We start from the raw sequence: 21535 nt of genomic DNA, 5'->3' as shown, positions 1-21535 counted from the left end.
TGAAAACAAGCAATAAACTTATGGTGAATATAATTTTCTGCATTTTACGAAGCGTACTTTTAATTTTCTACCACCGCTGGTAAAATATATTCCACCATCATCTTATCTACCTGGGCATGAGCATAAGCAGTCCCGTATGCTGTAGCGGTAATCACCACTACTAAAGGCTGGTCTTTAAAAACAAAAACTTTATTTCCTCCATTTCCGGAGCAATAAAAAGCTTCATACGACTTACCCTTCACATGGTATTTTTTGTTCCAGAACAGATACCCATAAAACTCATCCGGCTTCCCTGTAATTGCAACATGCTTTGTAAACGTATTACCGACCCATTTTTTGGGAACCAATTGTTTGCCATTCCAAAGACCGTCGTTTTTATACAACTGTCCATATTTGGCGAGATCAAGCGCCTTCATACGAATTCCTCCTGCGGTGCTTACTACCTTTTGAGGGGTATATTGCCATTCGTAACGGGTAATATTCATTGGCTTAAAAAGCTTCTCCGCAGCATAATTCTCCAGACTTACCGGTACTAATTTGTCCAGTATACTGCCCGTTAACATGGCACCAATGGTAAAATAATGCCATTGCCCCTGGTATTTCAGCGTATCTACCGGGAGATCGAGTCCAAATTTCACCCAGTCGGCAGTAGGATACATATTTTCTTCATTGCCAGGCGAATCACCATCATCGTCATTTCCATCAAAATCAGAACTCATGGTCAGGAATTCTTTCAGGGAAGTATTTGCTTTTTTAGCAGAATAATGATCATAGGATTTAAGGTCGTAAAAATCACTTAAGGTCTGATTTTCAGATTTTAAAAATCCATCATTGATCGCAATTCCCGTCAAGGTAGAAGCAAAAGATTTACCAACAGAACGCACATCATGAAGGCTGTCGCGTGTGGCATTATTAAAATACTCTTCAATCAGTATTTGCCCGTTTTTAATCACCACCACACTCGTGATGTGCCTGAATACATCCGCGTCAATATTAGCTTTTAGTGTCTTGATTTTATCCTGATCAAAAGACAGTTTTGACGGACTAAACCCATCGTAAGATTTTATGGTATTCAGTTTTATTTTGGCTACGTCAACGAATGGCTTCCGCTTTACCGCTAAATTTAACTTGCCGGAGGCAATGACATCACCTACAGTTATGCTGGCCGATTTAAGGTAGGGTCTCAACTCAATTTTCAAAATATGACTCCCTTCCGTCAGCGCCTGGTCTCCCCCATTGAACATAAACCTGTTCCAGGCAGACTGGCTCCACCAGGAACCTTCATGCTGGTTATCGATCAAAGGTTTGGTCCATACGGTTGCCGTATGTTGCACATGAGCACGAGGTGCTCCAGGCAACAGGTTGGTCTGGTAAACCAGTTTATCATCAACAAAAAAGGAAAACTGATAATTACCGGCCTTAACCAACGCGCTGGTATCCGATCCCGGGGCAAGCTGCTGCAAATACCCCGTCATGGTATTCCCTAAAAATACCGTCATAAACAAATTGCTCTTGTTCGTCAACTCGTATTGTTGCATTGCTACGGACTTATCGAATTTATCGAGATCAATAGGTTGAGCTGTAAAAACAATTTTCCCAATATTGCCCTTTTGAACCGGATCAGTAACTAGCGGGTGTTTTTTAACATTTCCGACTTGCGCAATTGCTCCGCAGTAAAAAAACAAAAGTGCGGAGATCATTAGAACCGCTGGCCGTATCGCATATAAATTCATCTGTTTTTATTTAATTTCCACCATTGCTTTAATCACGCCATAATCCGGATCCAACCAGTTTTCAAATTCGGCTTTAACTTCAGTAAATATCACCCGATGGCTGATATACGTGGAAGGCTTAACTTGTCCGCTTTTCATAGCGGCCATCACATGCATAAAATCCTCCCGGGTGGCATTCCTGCTACTCATTAAAGTGGCTTCTCGTTTGTGAAACTCGGGATGATTGAAGCTGATATCGCCCTTTTGTATGCCGACTAATACATACCTGGCACCATGGGCGAGGTAACGAAATCCATCCGTAATTGCCTTTAAATTACCTGTAGCATCGATTACTACCGTCGGCATATCCCCATTGGTTAGCGCGGTAATTGCTTCCAGAGGATCGGCTTTCAGCGGGTTCACCGTATGTTTTACCTGTAAATTATCCTTACAAAATGATAACCGGTTGTCGTTGATGTCCATCGCAATAACCTTTGCTCCCGCAATACGGGCAAATTCCATCACACCTAAACCGATTGGTCCGGCTCCGATCACCAGCACATATTCGCCCGGTAAAATATTTGCTCTGCGAACTGCATGTGCGCCAATAGCAAGCGGCTCCATCAGTGCCAGTTCATCATAACTTAAACCCTCTCCATGTACCAGTGAATACGAGGGCAAGTTTAAATATTCGGTCATTCCACCATCAATATGGACACCGGCAACATTCATTTTCACGCAGCAATTTGGTTTATCCGATTTACAGGCGATACAGATACCGCAGTTAAAATAAGGAATACAGGTTACCATTTCCCCGTTTTCAAAACCCGTAGCACCATTAGCTTCGATGACTTCCGCCGAAAGTTCGTGTCCAAGAATCCGGGGGTAATTAAAGTAAGGTTGTGTGCCTTCAAAGGCATGTAAATCTGTTCCGCAGATACCTATTCTTTTGATCTTAACCAGCGAATAGTCTTTCTGCAAGACTGGAATTTCTTTTTCTGAATACACCAGATTTCCGGGTGCCTCGCAAATCAATACTTTCATTTTTATACCTTATTTAATTTACAGTCCGTAAATTAAACCTAATCTTTCAAACAACGTGCAGAAAAAGCATAACCTTTTTCAAGACCCGTTACTCCGGTAATCGTACTAAAACACAACACCGATGCGAGCGCATTACTTTCCTGGGTATTCGACCAGAGGTAACCATAAGTCCCACGGGAGGTAAAATCGCTGGTGTAACTGATATAGCCCGCAGTATGTATTTTTAGTGCGGAATTAAATCCACCGGCAATACTCGTCCAGCTTTGCGGAGGCCCCACCACATTCTTCAATTCTGTAGCGGAAGGCAATCTCCATCCCCCACCGAGCAACTGAATACAAGGATCATTGGCGGCAGTCCAGCTGCTATTCTCAGAAATAGTTCTATTCCATGCCGTAGCAGGTGTACGTGTAGTTCCCTCCATTTTATAGCCTTGCAATCTGTTAAACTGCCAGTACCATCCTGCCGAAGCTTCGCTAGGATCAGTGGCAGATAAAGCTTCATGGTCTGCGCCAAGATTCTGGGTTATCCAGCATTTTGACTCGCCGGAAAGCATCGAATTCACCGTATTATAGGTTACGGTTTTAGAAACCGCAGCTCCGTTAATACCTGCAATATGTGACACGGTAAAACTTGCCGGACAAGATTTAGTACTAAAGCTGATCGTTTTAGCGCTGTAACCAGTGCCTTTACTATTGGTTGCAAATGCCCTTACGTAATAAGTCAGCGCCTCATTTAAACCGGTTAAAGTGCCCGTAATTGCTCCTATGCCAGATCCTGAGGAAATGACCTGATCAGCCAATGTTGGATTACCCGTAGTATTCCAGACCAATCCTTTTGCAGTAACCGTAGCACCGCCATCCGCTGTAACGGTAGCCTGAACTTCGGCACGATCTGCTTTTATCGTCTCCCATGGGACAATTACATCCGTTACTGCAGGTGCCGAGCTGATCACCTGATCACTGATACAACGTACAGACCAGGCGTAGGATTTATCCAGCGGAATTACTTCAGCAGCCGTGCTGGTGAAATACAGTACCGAGCCCATCGTATTACTGGTTTGGTTACCGGACCAGAAATAACCTTGTGTTCCGCGATAAAAGAAATTACCATCGTAACTAAACATCCCTGCATTGTGTAATTTCAATGGGGATTTATAAGCATCCTGATTATTTTTCCAGCTCTGCGGACTCGTTTTCACTTTGGTTAATTCAGTGCTGGTTGGCACTCTCCAGCCCCCACCCAGCATTTGCAGACAAGGATCATTGGCAGCAGTCCAGTCACTATTCTCCGTAATAACCCAGCCCCATACCGTTGCTGGCATCCTTGTACTCTCCATTTTATAACCTTGTAATTGATTAAATCTCCAATACCATCCTGCCGAAGCTTCGGTGGCATCTGTAACGGAAACAGCTTCCTGATCGGCACCCAGATTTTGAGTAATCCAACATTTTAACTCCCCGGAAACTGCGGTCTTTACCGTATTATAAGTCACTTTTTTAGTAACCGGCGCGCCATTAACTCCTGCAACATGGGATATGATAAATGTTGGCGGACAAATTTTAGTAGAAAAAACCGTTTCATTCACACTGTAGCTGCTGCCCTCGGTATTCGTCGCAAAGGCCTTAATATAATAAGTGAGCGATTCATCCAGTCCGGTTAAAGTAGCTGAGATTGCAGCCAGTCCGGTCCCTGCCGAAACTACATGATCTTTCAAAGTTGGGTTGCCGGTGTTATTCCATACAAATCCCTTCGCGGTAATTGCAGCCCCACCATCCTTCATCACGCTGGCCTGAACTTCGGCACGATCTGCGCGGATAGTGGACACAGGAACAATCGCATCAGTAACTACAGGGGCCATTTGAACAGCCCGATCACTGACACAACGGACAGGCATAGCGTAACCTTTGTCAAGGCCCGTTACACCGGTACCCGTGCTAAAATACAAGACCGATCCTAGGGTATTACTTTCCTGTGTATTTGACCAGAGGTAACCATAAGTCCCAAGGAAGAAATATTCGCTGGTATAACTAATATAGCCCGCAGTATGTATTTTTAATGCGGAATTATAGCCATCTTTAATACTGGTCCAGCTTTGCGGAGACCCCATTATATTTTTCAATTCGGTAGCAACAGGTAATCTCCAGGCCCCGCCAAGCAACTGAACACAAGGATCATTGGCAACCGTCCAGCTACTGTTCTCATTAACTGTTCTATTCCATGCCGTAGCTGGTGTACGTGTAGCTCCCTCCATTTTATAACCTTGCAATCTGTTAAACTGCCAGTACCATCCTGCGGATGCTTCGGTGGCATCATTGGAGGATAAGGCTTCCCTGTCTGCACCAAGGTTCTGGGTGATCCAGCATTTTGGCTCGCCGGAAAGCATCGTTTTCACCGCATTGTAGGTAACCGTTTTAGTAACGGCAGCACCGTTAACACCTGCGATATGTGACACGGTAAATGTTGCCGGACAAATTTTAGTGCTAAAAATGAACGTTTTAGCACTGTAACCTGTGCCTTCACTATTGGTTGCAAATGCCCTTACATAATAGGTCAGATTTTCATTTAACCCGGTTAAAGTGCCTGCAATTGCGCCTGTGCCAGATCCTGAAGAAATCACCTGATCAGCTAATGTTGGATTGCCTGTCGTATTCCATACCAATCCTTTCGCAGTAACCGTAGAACCACCATCCGCTACAACGGTAGCCTGAACTTCAGCACGGTCGATTTTGATGGTCGCCGAAGGAACAATCACATCTGTTACTACTGGCTCCATTCTAATCAGCTGATCACTGATACAACGTACAGACCAGGCGTAGGATTTCTCCAGTGAAATGAGATCAACAACCGTGCTGTTGAAATACATCACCGAGCCCATCGTAGGACTTGTTTGTGTACCGGACCAGAAATAACCTTGTGTTCCGCGATAATGAAAACTACCATCGTAACTTATCAATCCTGCATTATGTAATTTCAATGGGGAATTGTAAGCATCCTGATTATTTTTCCAGTTTTGCGGACTTCCTTTCACATTTCTCAATTCTGTAGCCGTTGGCACTCTCCAACCCTGACCCAGCATCTGAAAGCAAGGATCATTGGCAGCTGTCCAGTCACTATTATCATAGATACTCCAGCCCCATACCGTTGCTGGTATCCGTGTGTTTTCCATTTTATAACCTTGTACTTGATTAAATCTCCAATACCATCCTGCCGAAGCTTCGGTGGCATCATTAACGGAAACAGCCTCATGATCAGCACCCAGATTTTGGGTAATCCAACATTTCAACTGCCCTGAAACTGTCGTCTTTACCGTATTGTACGTCACTCGTTTCGTAACCGGTGCCCCATTCACACCTTCAAGGTGGGAGATGATAAATGTTGGCGGACAAATTTTAGTGGTAAAAATCATCTCCTCAACACTGTAGTTGCTGCCCTCGATATTAGTGGCAAAGGCCTTGACGTAATAAGTCAGCGATTCATCAAGCCCTGTTAAAGTAGCCGAAATTGCGCCCGGACCAACTCCTGCGGAAACTACATGATCTTTCAAAGTAGGATTGCCGGTGTTATTCCATACAAATCCCTTTGCGGTAATCGTTGCAGCACCATCCTGTATAATATCGGCCTGAGCATCAACACGATCAGTTTTCATGCTTGCCGAAGGAACAGTCACATTACTAACCAGCGGAGCCATCTGGACGGTCTGACCACTAATACAACGTACAGACCAGGCATAAGCCTTTTCATAAGAAACTACGTCGTTAATTATACTTGAATAATACATCACCGTTCCCTTACCCGGGTCGGCTTGCTGACCTGACCAAATAAAACCATGTGTTCCACGGTAATAAAAATTACTGTCGTAACTAAAGATCCCTGCATTATGTAATTTCAATGGAGAATTATAGCTATCCTGATCATTTACCCAGGTCTTCGGCCCCTTCTTAATATTTTTCAGTTCTACAGCGGTTGGCAATCTCCACCCAGTGCCGAGTAACTGGATACATGGGTCATTTTCAGGTGCCCAGTCCGCATTTTCATAGATTGAAAACGTCCATGCCGTTGCCGGGGTACGTACCCCGTCCATTTTATAGGCTTGCAATCTGTTAAACTGCCAGTACCATCCCGAAGAAGCTTCGGTTGCATCATTAAAAGCCGAGGCTTCATGATCTGCACCCAGATTCTGAGTAATCCAACACCTTGGTGATCCGGAGATCATGGTTTTCACGGTATTATAGGTAACCGTTTTAGTAGCCGCAGCACCATTAACACCTGCAACATGGGAAACGGTAAAAGTTGGCGGACAAATTTTAGTGGTAAAAATCGTTTCATTTGCACTGTAACTGGTGCCTTCACTATTGGTTGCGAATGCCTTTATAAAATAAGTAAGCTCGCTGTTTAATCCGGTCAAAATCTCCGAAATCGAACCGATACCTGGTCCGGAAGAAAGTACCTGATCAGAAAGCGTAGGGTTGCCCGTAGTGTTCCACACGAATCCTTTTGCGCTGAGGGCAGCACCTCCGTCGGCAGTTACCACAGCTCCCGCTTTCACAGAAACCAGCGTAATATCAGCGATGGTCACTCCCGAAACTACCGGAAGTTCCTTTAGTGTACTGAAGGTTTCTTCCTGTCCATAACTGGTTCCTTTGCTGTTGATCGCATAAGCGCGAAGGTAATAAGTTGTGCCCGGAAGTAATCCGCTAATGACAGTATCGAAGTTCCCTGCTCCGGCTTTGAGGTCTACCATATTTGTAGGCAAATCAGCCGTAGGCGCCGGACTGGTATTCCAACAGATCCCGCGTTTGGTCACCGGTATCCCACCATCATAAGTAATATTTCCACCAGTGGTTACAGACCTGCTGCTGATTAAAGTTGCAGGCTTAGTCCCGATCAAAGGAAGCTCCACTTCTTGTGTGCTAAACAAAACCTGACTGCCATAAGAAGTACCAACGGCATTGCTGGCATAAGCCCTTACATAGTAGGTGGTATTTTCTGTTAATCCGGTCATTTGCGCAATAAAACTGCCGGTTCCGGATGCACTATTGTCTACCGTTTTAGAAGGTAATGCAATGGTTGGATTACCGGTCGTATTCCAGGTAATTCCCCTGGTCAGAATTGGCGTTCTACCATCATTTGTAATCTCCCCGCCACTGGTTGCTATCGTTGCATGGATATTTGTGACCGGACTGGTTACGGTAAGTGTAGGGAAAGCATTGGTCAGAAAGGTACGCTCAATCCCATAAGCCACACCAATTTTATTAAGGCCATAAGCACGCACATAATACAGGGTATTCGGCAATAAATTGGTCATCGTAGCAGTAAAAGCATCCATTCCGGAGCCATTTACAGTGCTGTAATCATTGATAGTTGGGTTGGTATTCAGGCTCCAACACAATCCTTTCCTGGCAATATCTGCCCCGCCGTCACTGGTAAATTCTCCGCCAGCATTGGCCGTAAAGCCTCCAAGTTCGGTAATTTCAGTAGTGTTTAGGATCGGCGCCGTAGGAAACAAGGTAATGCTCACCTGATTTCCATAAGCGATTCCTACACTGTTTTGCGCATAGGCGCGAACATAGTAAGCGGTACTTAAAGCTAAATTGGTGATTTCTGCGGTAAATATGCCTGATCCGGCTCCATTGGCTGTTTTATTGACCTGGACGGTATCCGGATTAAAATTACGATCCTTACTCCAAATCACCCCACGTGCAAGGATGGCTGCGCCACCATCTTTAAGAATATCGCCTCCTGTGGTAGCGCTTGATTTAGAGCTGGCCGCCAGGTAATTCGTTGTAATTGTTGGTAAGGCAGGAGGCGTGGTAAACGTAACTTCATTACCATATCCTGTTCCCTGGCTGTTTATCGCATAGGCTTTTGCATAGTATAAAGTAGCCGGTTCCAACCCCCTCAGTATACTTCTAAAGGTATTTCCACTACGCGGATCATAAGCCGTTTTCATCGGTGATAGCAGCGAAGGATTTGCTGTTGTACTCCATACCAGTCCTTGATTTGTCAAGACAGCACCTCCGTCATTAAGAATCGTACCACCTCCGGTAGCCATGGTTCCTGTCGAAGAAACCGAGATTTCAGTGCTGGTTAAAGTCGGACTATTCAGGGTAGTAAAGCTCAGTTCATTCCCATAGGCAACACCGACACTATTGCTTACCCAGGCCCTGAAATAATAGGTTTTTCCCGGCAATAAACTGTTTAGCACACTGTTAAAGTTACCGGTCGCTATTTGCGTGGTTTTATTTTGCTGTACGGTGTCTGGTCTGAATCCGGAGGTGGTACTCCAAACCATTCCAGCGCTGATGAGTTCCGCACCTCCATCATCAAACAGGATACCTCCTGAACTTGCGGTAGATCCGGTAATATTTACAACCGCTTTAGTGCTTAAAGTCGCTAGTACCGGCGGGTTAGTCAGGAAAGTCAATAAATTCCCATAATTGGTTCCTGCCACATTTGTTGCATACGCCCGGATATAGTAATTAGTTGCGGGTTTTAACTTAGGGAGCGTGGCGTTAAACACCCCTGTGCCAGTCCCGTTATGGGTTCTGTTCAGCAGCTCTGCATCCGGATTAAAATCTGCTTTTAGACCCCAGACTACGCCCCTTTCAGTGATCGCCGCTGCCCCATCATCTGTAATATCACCTCCGCTAATGGCCGAGGTACTTCCGATAGCACTGGTATTTAAAGTACTCAATTCGGGCAACTTAGGACTGATAAAACTAACCAGGTTCCCATAAGCAAAACCTACACTATTTTTCGCGTAAGCGCGGACATAATAAACCGTATAATGATTCAACCCGCTCAATAACGCAGCAAAGTTGCCGTTGCTAAATGTGCCGTTTTCTGTTGTTTTATTCAGGGAAACCGTATCCGGATTGAAGTTCGGTTGTGTACTCCAATAGATCCCTCTGGTAGTGACCGCTGCACCACCATTGTCTTCGATAACACCGCCACTGCTCCCTGTTGTTCCGGAAGTAGCTATTGCCTGGGTCGTGGTTAAAGTAGCAAGCGTTGGGGGAAGCGTAAGAAAAGTTTGTACTGCGCCATAAGCTGTTCCTACGCTGTTAGTTGCGTATGCGCGGACATAGTAAGTTGTATTGGCTAGTAATCCCTTGATTTGGTGACTGAAATTGCCGGTACCTACCGAACTTGTGGTCTGCTCATCAGCTAAATCCGGGTTGTTTCCGGTACTCCAGCATACCCCGCTGGCCTCAACTGCTGTGCCGCCATTGTCTCTGATATTCCCGCCAGCTGTTGCTCCGCTATTGCTAATGTTTTCAATGGAGCTGGTGGTTATAAATGGTTTATTAAATGTAGTAAAATATGCTTCGTTAGTCGCATAAGCCGTTCCGACGCTATTGACCGCAAAAGCCCTCACATAGTAAATTGTGCCTGGTTTTAACCCGGTCATCGTGATGTTAAAGTTATCGGCTATGCCCTCCATACGGAGGTGATTTTTGCTGGAAACCGTATCCGGATTAAATCCGGCAGTGGTACTCCAAACTAAACCTCCGGCGGTAACCGCTGCACCGCCATCGTTAGACACTATACCACCACTAAGCGCTGTAATTCCCTGCGCCCCGGTACTAGCCGGCTTGGTGGTTAAGCTCGCTAGAACAGGAGGAGCTGTGGTAAATTGTACTATCTGACCATAGCTTATGCCTGATTCATTCGTGGCATAAGCCCTGATATAATAGCTGGTATTTCCTTTTAACCCGGTCATCGTCTGCACATAATTTCCGGTTCCGGCCCCTCCATTGGTCAGCTGATCTGCGGTAGTTGGCAATCCTGAAGTATTCCAGCAGATCCCTCTTCCGCTGATCGCAGATCCACCATCATTGGTAATTTCTCCCCCACTATTTGCAGAAAAAGCCGTAATTTCATTTGCCGTTAAGGTTTTCAAAGTGGCGGTAGTTGGAGTCGCTTTTGTGCTAAAAACCAGCTCCTCACCATAGGAAATTCCTACTCCATTTATGGCATAGGCGCGAACGTAATATTTGGTTTCTGCTGATAAGCCAGTCAGCGTTAAGAGAAATTCGCCCAGATCATCACCATCTGCTAAGTATTGATCTGCAATAGTTGGATCAGCCCTGGTACTCCAACAAATCCCTCTTTCTGTCAACAAACTACCTCCGTTACCCATTACATTTCCCTTAACTGTAGCTTTGCTGCTCTGTAGGTTTGTAATGTCTACAGTAGTCACTGTGGCCAGTCCGGAACTTGCCGTCACAAAGCTTTGTTCGTTACCATAAACAAGGGTAGCAGAATTGCCGGCATAGGCCCTGACATAGTATTTGGTATTCCCCAGGAGTCCGCCCATTTTGCTGATAAAAGTATTGGAAACAGGGCCACTGATATAATCATCGGCTATAGTTGGGTTCGGAGAGCTGCTCCAGCAAATTCCGGTGAAGGTTATTCCCTGCATTCCTGAGCTCAGGATATGTCCACCACTTTCTGCATAATTATTGGTTACCTGAGTTACCGGAGTAGTGGTTAAGCTGAGTTGCAATGGGGTCGTAAAACTAGTTTCTGTGGTATAAATAGTGCCGGCACTATTGGTTGCAAAACCTTTCGCGTAATACATAGTTCCCGGCAATAAGTTTTTAAGGTTAGTCAAATAGCTACCTAAATCCGTCGGATTCTGACTCAGCGATTCCTGACTCAGGTAGTTCAGTTTATCTGTACCATACCTGATCCCTCTTGAAACTACTGCTGCTCCCCCATTATTCAGGATATGAATACTTCCTGAAGCTTCGGTATAAGTAATGTCAGTAATATTCAGTGTGGAAGAGGCTAGTACAGGTACCTGAGCTGCTAAAGTTTTAAATTCCAGAAGTTCCCCGTAGGCCGTTCCGAACTTGTTTGTGGCATAAGCGCGCAGGTAATAGCTGGTATTCCCCATTAACCCGTTTAATACGCTTTCGTAGCTACCAGTTCCGGAACCATTTTCGGTTAGTCCAGCTGAAGTATCATCCATCGGATCACCTTTAATGCTCCATCGTATGCCTCTTGCAGTGATATCCGCGCCTCCGCTACTGGTTACATTTCCTCCGGCAGTTGCCGAGATATTGGTCATGGCAAATGGCGCGAGGGTGCTAACCTCCGGAATTTCCGGAATCATGATAAACGTTTTATCGGCTCCATAAACCGTACCTACATTATTGGTTGCATAAGCCCGTGTGTGGTAGGTCACATGAGGTAACAACTGGGTTAATTTGCTACTAAAAACACCGGTTCCTGCACCAGCAGAGGAAAAAGCACCATTGACATCAGGGTTTTCTGTTGTTCCCCAGCAGATCCCGCGGGAAGTAACCGGAGCCCCCCCATCGGCCAGAACCTGTCCGGCAACGATAGTTGTATTGTTGAAGAAAGCGCCTGCAGATAAGGTGAGTACTGTTGCGTAATCTGGTGTGGTAAATGTTTCCTGTTTACCGTAGGTTAGTCCGGCGTCATTTACTGCATAAGCACGTACATAATATTTCGTTGCCGGGCTAAGTCCGGAAAGTTTACTACTAAAGCTTCCTACCCCATCACCGGAAACCGGCTCTTCGGTTTTGGTGTTCAATGCGATGGTTGGCAGCTCTTCCGTACTCCAGCAGATGCCGCGAAGGGTGATCCCGGACCCTCCGTTGTTGTTAATGTGTCCACCACTATAGGCTTCATTTCCGGTGACATTTACCGGTTTAATCGTCACAATAAATGGGGCAGAATTGGTTACAAAACTTGTTTCACTGGTGAAAATCGTACCTACACTATTGGTCGCATATCCCTTTGCATAATAGGTTGTGCCCGGTAGTAAACCGACCAGATTGGCACTGAATATCCCGATATCCGTTTTATTAATGTCCGTTGATTTACCGATAAACCAGTTGATCTTGTCGGTACTCCAGGTAAATCCACGTTCGCTAACCAGGGCCCCACCGTTGTTCAGAATATTAACGACGCCCTGAGCAGACTTCTCCGTAATATCGGTTATTTTTAAGGTAGCAAAGCTGAGTACCGGTAATCCCGGAGGAGCAGTTGTAAATTGCAACAGGTTGCCATAGGCAGTTCCCTGACTATTAACCGCGTAGGCCCTCACATAATACGTGGTATTACCCAGCAATCCGGTTAAAGAACTTGGAAAGGTACCTACTCCGGAACCGTCATTCGTTAAGATGGCATCCTGATCATCAATTGGATCTCCTTTAACACTCCATCTTATCCCACGGGCGGTAATCGGACTTCCGCCATCAGCGGTAATATCTCCCCCACTTATAGCGGTCATACTGGTAATATTACTCAGCGGAAGCGTAATGATGGAAGGCAGATCGGTACAATTTAAATCCTTCCAGACTAAGCCATTGTAGTAACGGATACTTCTGGATAAGGAATTGATATAAAATGCGCCTTTGGCTAGTCCGGCCGTTGGTGGGTTATTTTGCAACACCGGAAGCTTGAATGTTTTTACATCAATTCCCGCAGAAAATCCTTTACTTTCTGTAAAAGTGCTGTTGCCAATATCGCGGATTTTAATCCAGCCGGTTCCATTATTAATCATGGCCGACTGTTTAACTGAGGAATAATAAATGGTTCCGGCTTTGTCGGAATTGGCAGGATTATCCCTTAAAACTGCTAAATAAGAAATCCCGTTTTTTACCGTAAAATATTCATTTGTGCTTCCGTTTCCAATCCTGTTGGTACATAAATCTTCCCAGACGGCACCGGTATACACTAATGGTTTATCTGCTATCGTACTGTAAATTAACATCCCTATTTCAGGATCAACAACTGCATCAGGCGCTCTTAAAGCAAGATGAGGAACGTCATTGATCACACTAAATGGTTGTTGGGCGCTAATTAAATTACTTAACAGGAGTAGAAATACAAATAGGAAACGGGTTGCTTTTTTCAAAATTCGGGAAGCGTTTGATGAGGTAGTTTTAGGTTCTGCTTCATGAAATATCGGGCCCTTAAAAAGGAGCTTTGATTTCTTTCGCAAAACTTTAAGATGAGTAAACTTTTATATTTACCAGCCTTTGTTTTATTTCATCAAAATTAACTAATTATTTGACATAAAAGTACTACAACCTACAAGTGTATTAATTTACTTATTCTCCAGAATTTGATAGAAGTTATTGCGGTAACTGTTCCCGATAGCAATCTGGAATCCGTTAATTAAGAAGATGCTGCTGCGTTCCACGTAACTAATATGCTGCATGGAAATAAGGAAAGATCTGTGCACCCGCACGAACTCTTTTGGAGGCAACTGCTCGCCCAATCGCTTTAAAGTTTGCAAGGTCAGGATCCGCTCTGTGCTGGTCTGAATACAGGCGTAATTCTCCAAACCTTCTATATAGAGCACCTCAGCAAGGTTAATTTTTTGAATGCGGTGTTCTGTTTTAACGAAAAGCCAGGTATTAGATTTCTCTGATGGACTGTGATCTGAAGGAATCTCGTTAACCGCCAGTCCAGCTAGATTTGCTTGTAAACTTCGCTTCGCTTTTTCTGCGGCAAGATAGAATCTGTCGAAAGCGATAGGTTTAAGCAGGTAGTCCACAGCGTCGTGCTCGTAGCCATCTAGAGCATATTGCGCATAAGCTGTTGTCAGAATCACCCTGGTTTTATCGCCAGCAATTTTCATGAATTGTAAGCCGCTGAGTTGAGGCATTTGAATGTCCAGAAAAATCAGGTCAATCTGCTGAGTACGCAAGAGCTCCAGCCCCTCCACCGGATCGGTGGTGCTGGCGATCAGTTCCAGAAAAGGGATTTTGCTAATGTATTCCAGCAATAAATCTATGGCTAGTGGTTTATCATCAACAACAAGGCATCTTATTTTCATCAGGTTTTTGTAATTAGGTTAGTGCTATTTAGTTGAGTTGCAGGTTTAGCGCCACCCTAAAGGAATTATCCCGGTCTTCAATACTTAGCTCATGTTTTCCGGGATACATCAATTCCAGTCTGCGCCGAACATTGGTTAAGCCGATCCCCCCTGTTGTATCTTCCAGGCCATGGCTCTTTTTGTTGTAAACGTTGATGAAAATGCTGTTGTTGTCTGCCTTTAAACTGATTTGAACCGGATGATCCGGATCATCTGATACACCATGCTTGAAAGCATTCTCCACAAATGCGATAAACAACAGAGAAGCAACGGGCTGCTCCCCAATATACCCTTCCTGATCGAAGTTTATGTAAGCGTCACCTTTTGCTGCTATCTTTTGCAGGGCAATGGCGTTTTCCAGATATTCGACCTCCCGATTGAGTGGCATCAGCGCTGCGTTCCCCTCGCGCAACATATAACGCAACATGACAGAAAGTTTCAGTAATGCTTCGGGTGCCTGTTCTGATTTTTGATAAGTAAGTGTGTAGATATCGTTGATGGTGTTAAACAAAAAATGAGGGTTAACCTGGGCGCGTAAAAATGCCAGCTCGGCTGCGAGGCTTTCCTGCTGCATTTCCTGTTGTCTTTGATTATTTTTATACCAGCTCTCCGCGAAGAAGTACAACAATCCGTAGACAAAATAACCTGGGAAGTAATAGTAAAAGACATTGGTCAGGTAATAGGAAATTGTAGGGATTTTATCGAAATAATTATCATAGTTCATCACTGGTTTTAGAAACCAGAACTCCAAAGCATACCGAGCAAAAACAACCAGGGCAAATAGCATGACTGTCAGCAAAAATGAAACCAGATACTTTCGTTTTAAGATCAATTGAGGGGCTACCCAAAAGTAACTCCCATAGAAACAGATCGCGGCTACTATAGTATAGCCAAACTGAGTTACCGAATAATTAAAAACAGACTCGCCCGCAAACTTATCCGGGAAATAATCCCTGCAAATACCGCCGATGATGAATATCAGCCATACGCTTATATGTATTAATATAACCTTCCTCTTATCCATTGCCTAAATATATACCACTTTCGCCATCAAGGCAATTTCATTGGTCAATAAAAATGAGGCATTCGTCCTTAAGATTTGCCGCTCCGTGGATTAGCATGCTTAGGGCTACCCCTTTTCCTGTAATTATAGCTCATTTTAGTCTAAAAATATCCAAATCATGAAAAGATTTCAGTTGTTCATTTTGCTTATTTGTCTGGCAAATTTCTGTCGGGCACAAGACATATCCAGGGAGAACTCCCGCTCGAAAGACAGCATTTATGCGGTGCTTAAAAAAGTGGACTCCCTGCTTCGCTACCAGGCCAGCCTTGAAAAACAAGGTTTACTGCATCAACTCCCAATTCATGGCAATGCCCTTTCCCTTTATCATGCCATTAAAACCTATAACCATTTCCCTCCCATTGCTAAGGAATATATTTCCATGCAATTTAAATTAAATGACAGCCTCCATACCGCCTTTCTAATTGCCCTCCCAAAAGATTATGACCCAAAAAGAAAATACCCCCTATTGTTCTTTCTTCATGGCGGTGTAAGGGGAAGCACTGATTATCCGGACTACATTAAAGAACGTGATCCCGCAGGATGGAACCGTTTCTACACTAAATATGCGACGGAAAATCAGGTGATCATGGTGTACCCAATGGGAAACAAGGCCTACAATTGGATGGTTCCGGATCAGGGTTTCTATATGATTCCAGCTATCCTGAAACAAATAAAAAGCACAGTCAATGTTGATGACGACAGAGTCTTTATCTCTGGTCATTCCAACGGAGCAACAGGTTCGTTTTCTTACGCGATGAAACAACCTTCTCCATTTACTGGGTTTTATGGCTTTAATACCCGTCCGGAAGTAGCAACCGGAGGTACTTACATCCGGAACATATTGAACAGATCGTTCTTTAATGTCTCCACTGACGAGGATTATTACTATCCTCCAGCTGCGCATGACTCGCTTAATAAGGTCATGAAAGCGCTACATGCCGATTACCAGGATCATCGCTACAATGGCTTTCCGCATTGGTTTCCAGCTTTTGCAGCATCGGAGCCAGCTTACCAGCTGTTATTCGCCGACCTGATCAAAAGAAAAAGAAACGCTTTTAAACCTGCTATTCAATGGGAAACCGATGATACAAAATATGGTCGTTGCGACTGGTTAAACATTACTTCGCTGGATACTTTGGCTGCCAATGCAGTCTGGCAAAAACCTATCAATTTCAAGATCAATAAATGGGTGAAACTAGATAAGGACGATGAAGCGATATTCGTAGATACCGTTAAGAATGCCTTCAATTACGCGAAACGCTCCGGCGCGGTTAAGGCCAATTATGCCAACAATATATTTCGGATCACTACCTCTCGGGTCAATGGTTTAAAGCTCTATATTTCTCCGGAAATGGTAGACCTACAGAAACCTGTAACCATTATCCTGAATGATCAGCTTTATTTCAAAGGAAAAATAAATTACGACAAGGATTTCATGGTCAGGGAGTTTATCGATAGTATGGACAGATCAGCGATTTGGGTAAATGCGATAGACATCCGGCTGCCAAAAGAGTAAAATAACTCAGGAAGTGTAATTATTATTACGGTACATTGCATTACATAGTACTGTTTTATATATCTTTAGTTTAAATCCGGCATTGATATGAAAAACCGACTTTCGTTTAGCAAATTAGTATTTGTCCTGGCTCTGGGCTTCAATGCGCTTCATTGCTTTGCTCAAACCCAAGCCCCTCTCCTAACTTATAGAGCATCCGCAGCAAATTTGAATAGGATTCTGGAAACAAAACTGGATATCACATTCAGCTTTCCAAAACAGATACTTTACGGAAAAGCCTTGCTCGGTATTCAACCTAATGTGAAAGCTGCAAATTATATCGAGCTGGATGCGAAAGGCATGATCTTCAGAAAAGTTGAAATGCATACTGGTAAAAGTAAAAAGCAACTTCATTATACCGCAAATGACAAGCAGCTCCGGGTAAGCCTCGATCGGGTTTATGAGCCCTCAGAAAAGTACTGGCTTTACATTGAATATGAAACCAATCCTGCCTCTGCTTCCGGAGATTGGCAATCTGCGTTGCACTTTATTAACCCAAATGGAGATCAGAAGGGTACTCCTACCCAAATCTGGACCAGTGGTCAGCCGGAGAACAATTCGTCATGGTTTCCAACGATAGATAAGCCCAACCAAAAGATTAAACAGGAAATATCCATCACTGTTCCTGCTAAATTCAAAACGCTCTCCAATGGTCAGCTGAGTATACAAAAAACACTCCCTGGAGGATTACGAAAAGATACCTGGAAAATGGATTTACCCCATGCACCGTATCTTTTCATGTTTGCTGTTGGCGAGTTCAGTATTGTCAAAGACTACTGGAAGGGAAAAGAAGTCAGCTATTATGTGGAGCCTCAATTTGCTCCCGACCAGGCAGCTCTTAGGGCTGCATTCCCCAATACGGTGGAAGCAATAGATTATTTCTCCAATCTGCTAGGTGTTACCTACCCTTGGAACAAATACAGTCAGATTAAACTGCGTGACTTTAGTGGCGCCATGGAAAATACCACTGCAACTGCTTTTAATGAGGATAAACAAGGTAGCTCCAGGGAACTGATGGATCATAATTACCAATCCGGCCATATCCATGAGCTTTTCCACCAATGGTTTGGGAATTATGTAACTGCCGAAAGCTGGGCAAATATCTGTCTGAATGAGTCTTTCGCCGACCTGAGTGAAATTATCTGGGCGGAATATAAATTTGGTACCGATGTTGCCGGGGACCATCTATTAAAGGGAATGCGTGGTTATCTTGCTGATGAGGACGGTTGGAATAAGAAACTAGTGAGATATGATTATGAAAAGCCGCAGGAGGTTTTTGATGGGATTAGTTATCAAAAGGGAGGCAGAATCCTCAATATGCTCAGGATTTATCTGGGTAATGAAGTTTTTTATAAAGGTCTGAATTTCTATCTCCGGAGGAATGCTAATAAAAGTGCCGAAGTACATGATTTGAGGTTAGCCCTGGAAGATGCTTCGGGTATGGATTTAAACTGGTTTTTTAACCAATGGTTCTTTGGCTCAGGTCATCCTGAACTAGACATTAATTATGGTTTTGAAGCACGCAATAAGCAATATTTTGTGGTCATTAAGCAGTTGCAGAAAGACCGCTTATTTAAAATACCTATTGCAATTGATGTTTATACGAAAGCTGGCAAAAGCAGCAGGCAAATATGGTTAACGAAAGCAACTGATACCATAAAACTAGAAGGTACTGAAAAGCCCTTATTAATTAATGTCGATGCACAAAAGGCCCTGATCGCCAAAAAAACAGATCATAAAAATTTAAGCCAGTTTACTTTTCAGTATTTTAATGCCCCTCTTTTTCAGGATCGATACGAGGCTGTTGATGCCGCTAAAGACCAACAGGATAGCCTGGCTGGAAGGACCATCTTAATTGCTGCACTTCATGATAAATTTTACAGCATCCGTACCCTGGCTATAAATAGCCTCAATTTTAAAAATGCTATTTTTCTTAATTCCATCCTACCCGATCTTCTCCGAATTGCAGGGTCTGACCCGAATCATTCAACAAGAGCGGCAGCAATTCAAAAACTAGGCGGCTTAAAAGACAAGAAATATCTGGAACTCTTCAGTAGCTTGCTTTCTTCGAAGAGCTACCTGGTTAAAGGCGAAGCTCTGGACGCCATAGGTAGGATTGATCCGCAGCAACAATTTGAGTTGGCAAAAGCAAATCAGGCAGGAAGCAAGGGTAAACTTCAGCAGGTGATTCTTCAAAGCTATATGAACCTGGGAAATGAGGCGCAATGGACCTATGTTTATGATGCTTATACCAATGGAAATTCCCCTGTTCAATATGCGTTCAGCAGACAACTTGCTGATTTTATAAAAAAAATAAAAAATCCTTCCTATGCTACTGCTGGTATTCTGGCAATTAAGGAAATGGTTATTCAACAGAAAAACCGGAGCATCGCACCAAGGGTGATCCTTTTTTTAAATGAAATCAAACCCTATAAAGAAAAGTTAAAGGATACTGCCTCAGTTGAAGCCATTGAGCAATCCATCAGCGCAATAAACTTATTCATCCAATAACTCCTGAAAATTGCAATGGCCGCCTTTTCAGGGCGGCCATTGCAAGAAAAAAGATCAGCTTAATTACTGATTATTAAATATTTTTGTGAATCTAATACCCTGGATTTGGCTTCAAGCCATTATTCCCAGAAATAGCCTTGGTAGGCACCGGGAACCGGTTTAAATGTTCAGATCCGGAAGGCTGATGATCCCACCAGGTACCCTTAGTAAACATTTTCCACCTGATCAGGTCTGTCCGTCTTCTACCCTCTCCTAAAAACTCAATGCTCCATTCGTCCAGCATTCTGTTGCCATCCAGATTAGCAATCGTTACCGGATTGGGATCTACTCCATTTGCGAAATCACGTTTTCTAACGTCGTTAATCAGACTTACCGCACCCGATTTATCGCCAGCACGCAATTTACATTCCGCCAACATATATTGGATTTCGGTTAGCCTGATTGCCGGGTTATCCGCAGCCCATCTCAGGCTCTTATCCTGATCACCAGGGATAGGTACTTTCACCAATCTGACACCGGTATTTTCTTCTCCCTGTGACATCTTTGAAGGAAGTTCTGCATTGGACGCATATTTCTTGCCCGGGCCAATTTCAGAAAAACGAGCTACCTGATCCAGGAAGATCAATGGTTTATCTTTATATTCTTCACCACCATTAATAGCCGCTCCGGTAGGTGTAAGGTGTGGTCCAACTATAAACATCCCTTCATAACGACCGCTACCAAGGTATTTATAGCCTTTTTTACGAAGATCACCATTATCGAACTTCTCAAAAGGTGAACCCAGTTTAAAGTCGGCGCTATACAAAGTTCCATCAGGATTTCTGGATGGTGTTAGGTGACCACCATTATCCGCTCCCAGATCTACTCCAAAATACTGTCTGGTATTGTAATGATAGAAATTGGAATAAAACCAATTGTACTCCAGCTTGTTGAATTCTGAGGGGATCGACCAGATCAGCTCCGGCGATTTATCATTGGTAAAAGTATGCGGGCCGCTCCAGGTGGCATCAATCGAATACACACCGTATTTTTGGTCGATGATGTCCTGAGAAATTTGCTGGCATTCTACGAACATATTTTTACCGATATAAGCTTCTGCATTAAAATATAAGCTCGCCAACATTGCAGCAGCACCTGCCTTTCTAATGGCTCCCTCTTCTTTATCTCCTGCTTTTTTTGCAGGAAGTTTTTCAATCGCATTCTTTAGCAGCATTTCAATATGCTTAAAGGTTTCCAAATCGGTACTCCTCAATACGCCTTCTTTATCGAGCGCATCGAAGATTGGTAGTCCGCCAAAAAAATCAAGACCACGGAGATAGAAATAGGCAATTAAGGCATTTAACTGATTCACATGATCATCCTGATCTGCCTTGCTCATTGCAAATTTGCCATAATCCAGTTTGCTCAGGTCACTTCTGGCATCAAGCGCCAATGCAATCCCCATTAGGGTTCCACGCCAGGTTTCCCAGATCCATCCATCATCAGCTGTCCAGCGATGGTAATGGAAGCGCTCATTCTCGCCCCCGTTATACCAGTGACGGCCCTTGGTGGTAATGGCAAAATTATCTGCTGTAAATTCCTGTAATCTCCAGCGGTCATTACCCAGGTACCAATGGGCATGAGTGTATGGTCTATACAAAGCCGCCATGATGTCTTTCTTACTGGTAAAAAAGGTCTCGGGAGTTACCTTATCATAAAACTTCTGGTCAAGTTTTGTACATCCACCGGAGATCACCAGAAATAACACGAGGATGCCTATTTTTATGTTGATTCTATTTTTCATTAGAAT

General features: G+C 43.9%; 8 protein-coding genes. 2 read left to right on the top strand and 6 right to left on the bottom strand.

Annotated features, from left to right (window positions below; all coding sequences use genetic code 11):
- Positions 1–59 precede the first annotated feature (59 nt).
- From R2Q66_RS12235 to R2Q66_RS12215, 5 genes are all read right to left on the bottom strand, one after another.
- Positions 60–1733: a serine hydrolase gene (locus R2Q66_RS12235; RefSeq protein WP_316749303.1), complete on the bottom strand. Its 1674-nt coding sequence runs from the start codon at positions 1731–1733 to the stop codon at positions 60–62.
- A 6-nt stretch (positions 1734–1739) separates the two neighbouring features.
- Positions 1740–2756, bottom strand: a complete 1017-nt coding sequence (locus tag R2Q66_RS12230; RefSeq protein WP_316749302.1) for a zinc-binding alcohol dehydrogenase family protein — start codon at positions 2754–2756, stop codon at positions 1740–1742.
- A gap of 38 nt (positions 2757–2794) precedes the next feature.
- Positions 2795–13651, bottom strand: coding sequence for a hypothetical protein (locus R2Q66_RS12225; RefSeq protein ID WP_316749301.1), 10857 nt, complete (start codon positions 13649–13651; stop codon positions 2795–2797).
- Between the two features lie 192 nt (positions 13652–13843).
- Entirely contained in the window at positions 13844–14578 is a 735-nt protein-coding gene (locus R2Q66_RS12220; protein WP_316749299.1) for a LytTR family DNA-binding domain-containing protein, read from the bottom strand.
- A 28-nt stretch (positions 14579–14606) separates the two neighbouring features.
- Positions 14607–15641 (bottom strand): sensor histidine kinase, encoded by a 1035-nt coding sequence (locus R2Q66_RS12215; RefSeq protein WP_316749297.1) that lies wholly within the window; start codon positions 15639–15641, stop codon positions 14607–14609.
- A 157-nt stretch (positions 15642–15798) separates the two neighbouring features.
- On the opposite strand from R2Q66_RS12215, the gene R2Q66_RS12210 reads away from it, so the two are divergent.
- Together R2Q66_RS12210 and R2Q66_RS12205 are read left to right on the top strand one after the other, a co-directional pair.
- Positions 15799–17196, top strand: a complete 1398-nt coding sequence (locus R2Q66_RS12210) for an alpha/beta hydrolase-fold protein (RefSeq protein WP_316749295.1) — start codon at positions 15799–15801, stop codon at positions 17194–17196.
- 87 nt (positions 17197–17283) lie between these two features.
- The gene (locus R2Q66_RS12205; RefSeq protein ID WP_316749293.1) at positions 17284–19746 is read left to right on the top strand and encodes a M1 family metallopeptidase; all 2463 of its coding nucleotides are present in this window, start codon (positions 17284–17286) and stop codon (positions 19744–19746) included.
- Positions 19747–19837: 91 nt separating this feature from the next.
- Here the strand turns inward: R2Q66_RS12205 and R2Q66_RS12200 are convergent, their stop codons facing one another.
- Entirely contained in the window at positions 19838–21529 is a 1692-nt protein-coding gene (locus R2Q66_RS12200; RefSeq protein WP_316749290.1) for a RagB/SusD family nutrient uptake outer membrane protein, read from the bottom strand.
- Positions 21530–21535: the final 6 nt, after the last annotated feature.

It is taken from the genome of Pedobacter gandavensis (assembly GCF_032677645.1).
In the GTDB taxonomy this organism is placed as follows: Bacteria; Bacteroidota; Bacteroidia; order Sphingobacteriales; family Sphingobacteriaceae; genus Pedobacter; species Pedobacter gandavensis_A.
This window is presented reverse-complemented; position numbering and strand designations above follow the sequence as displayed.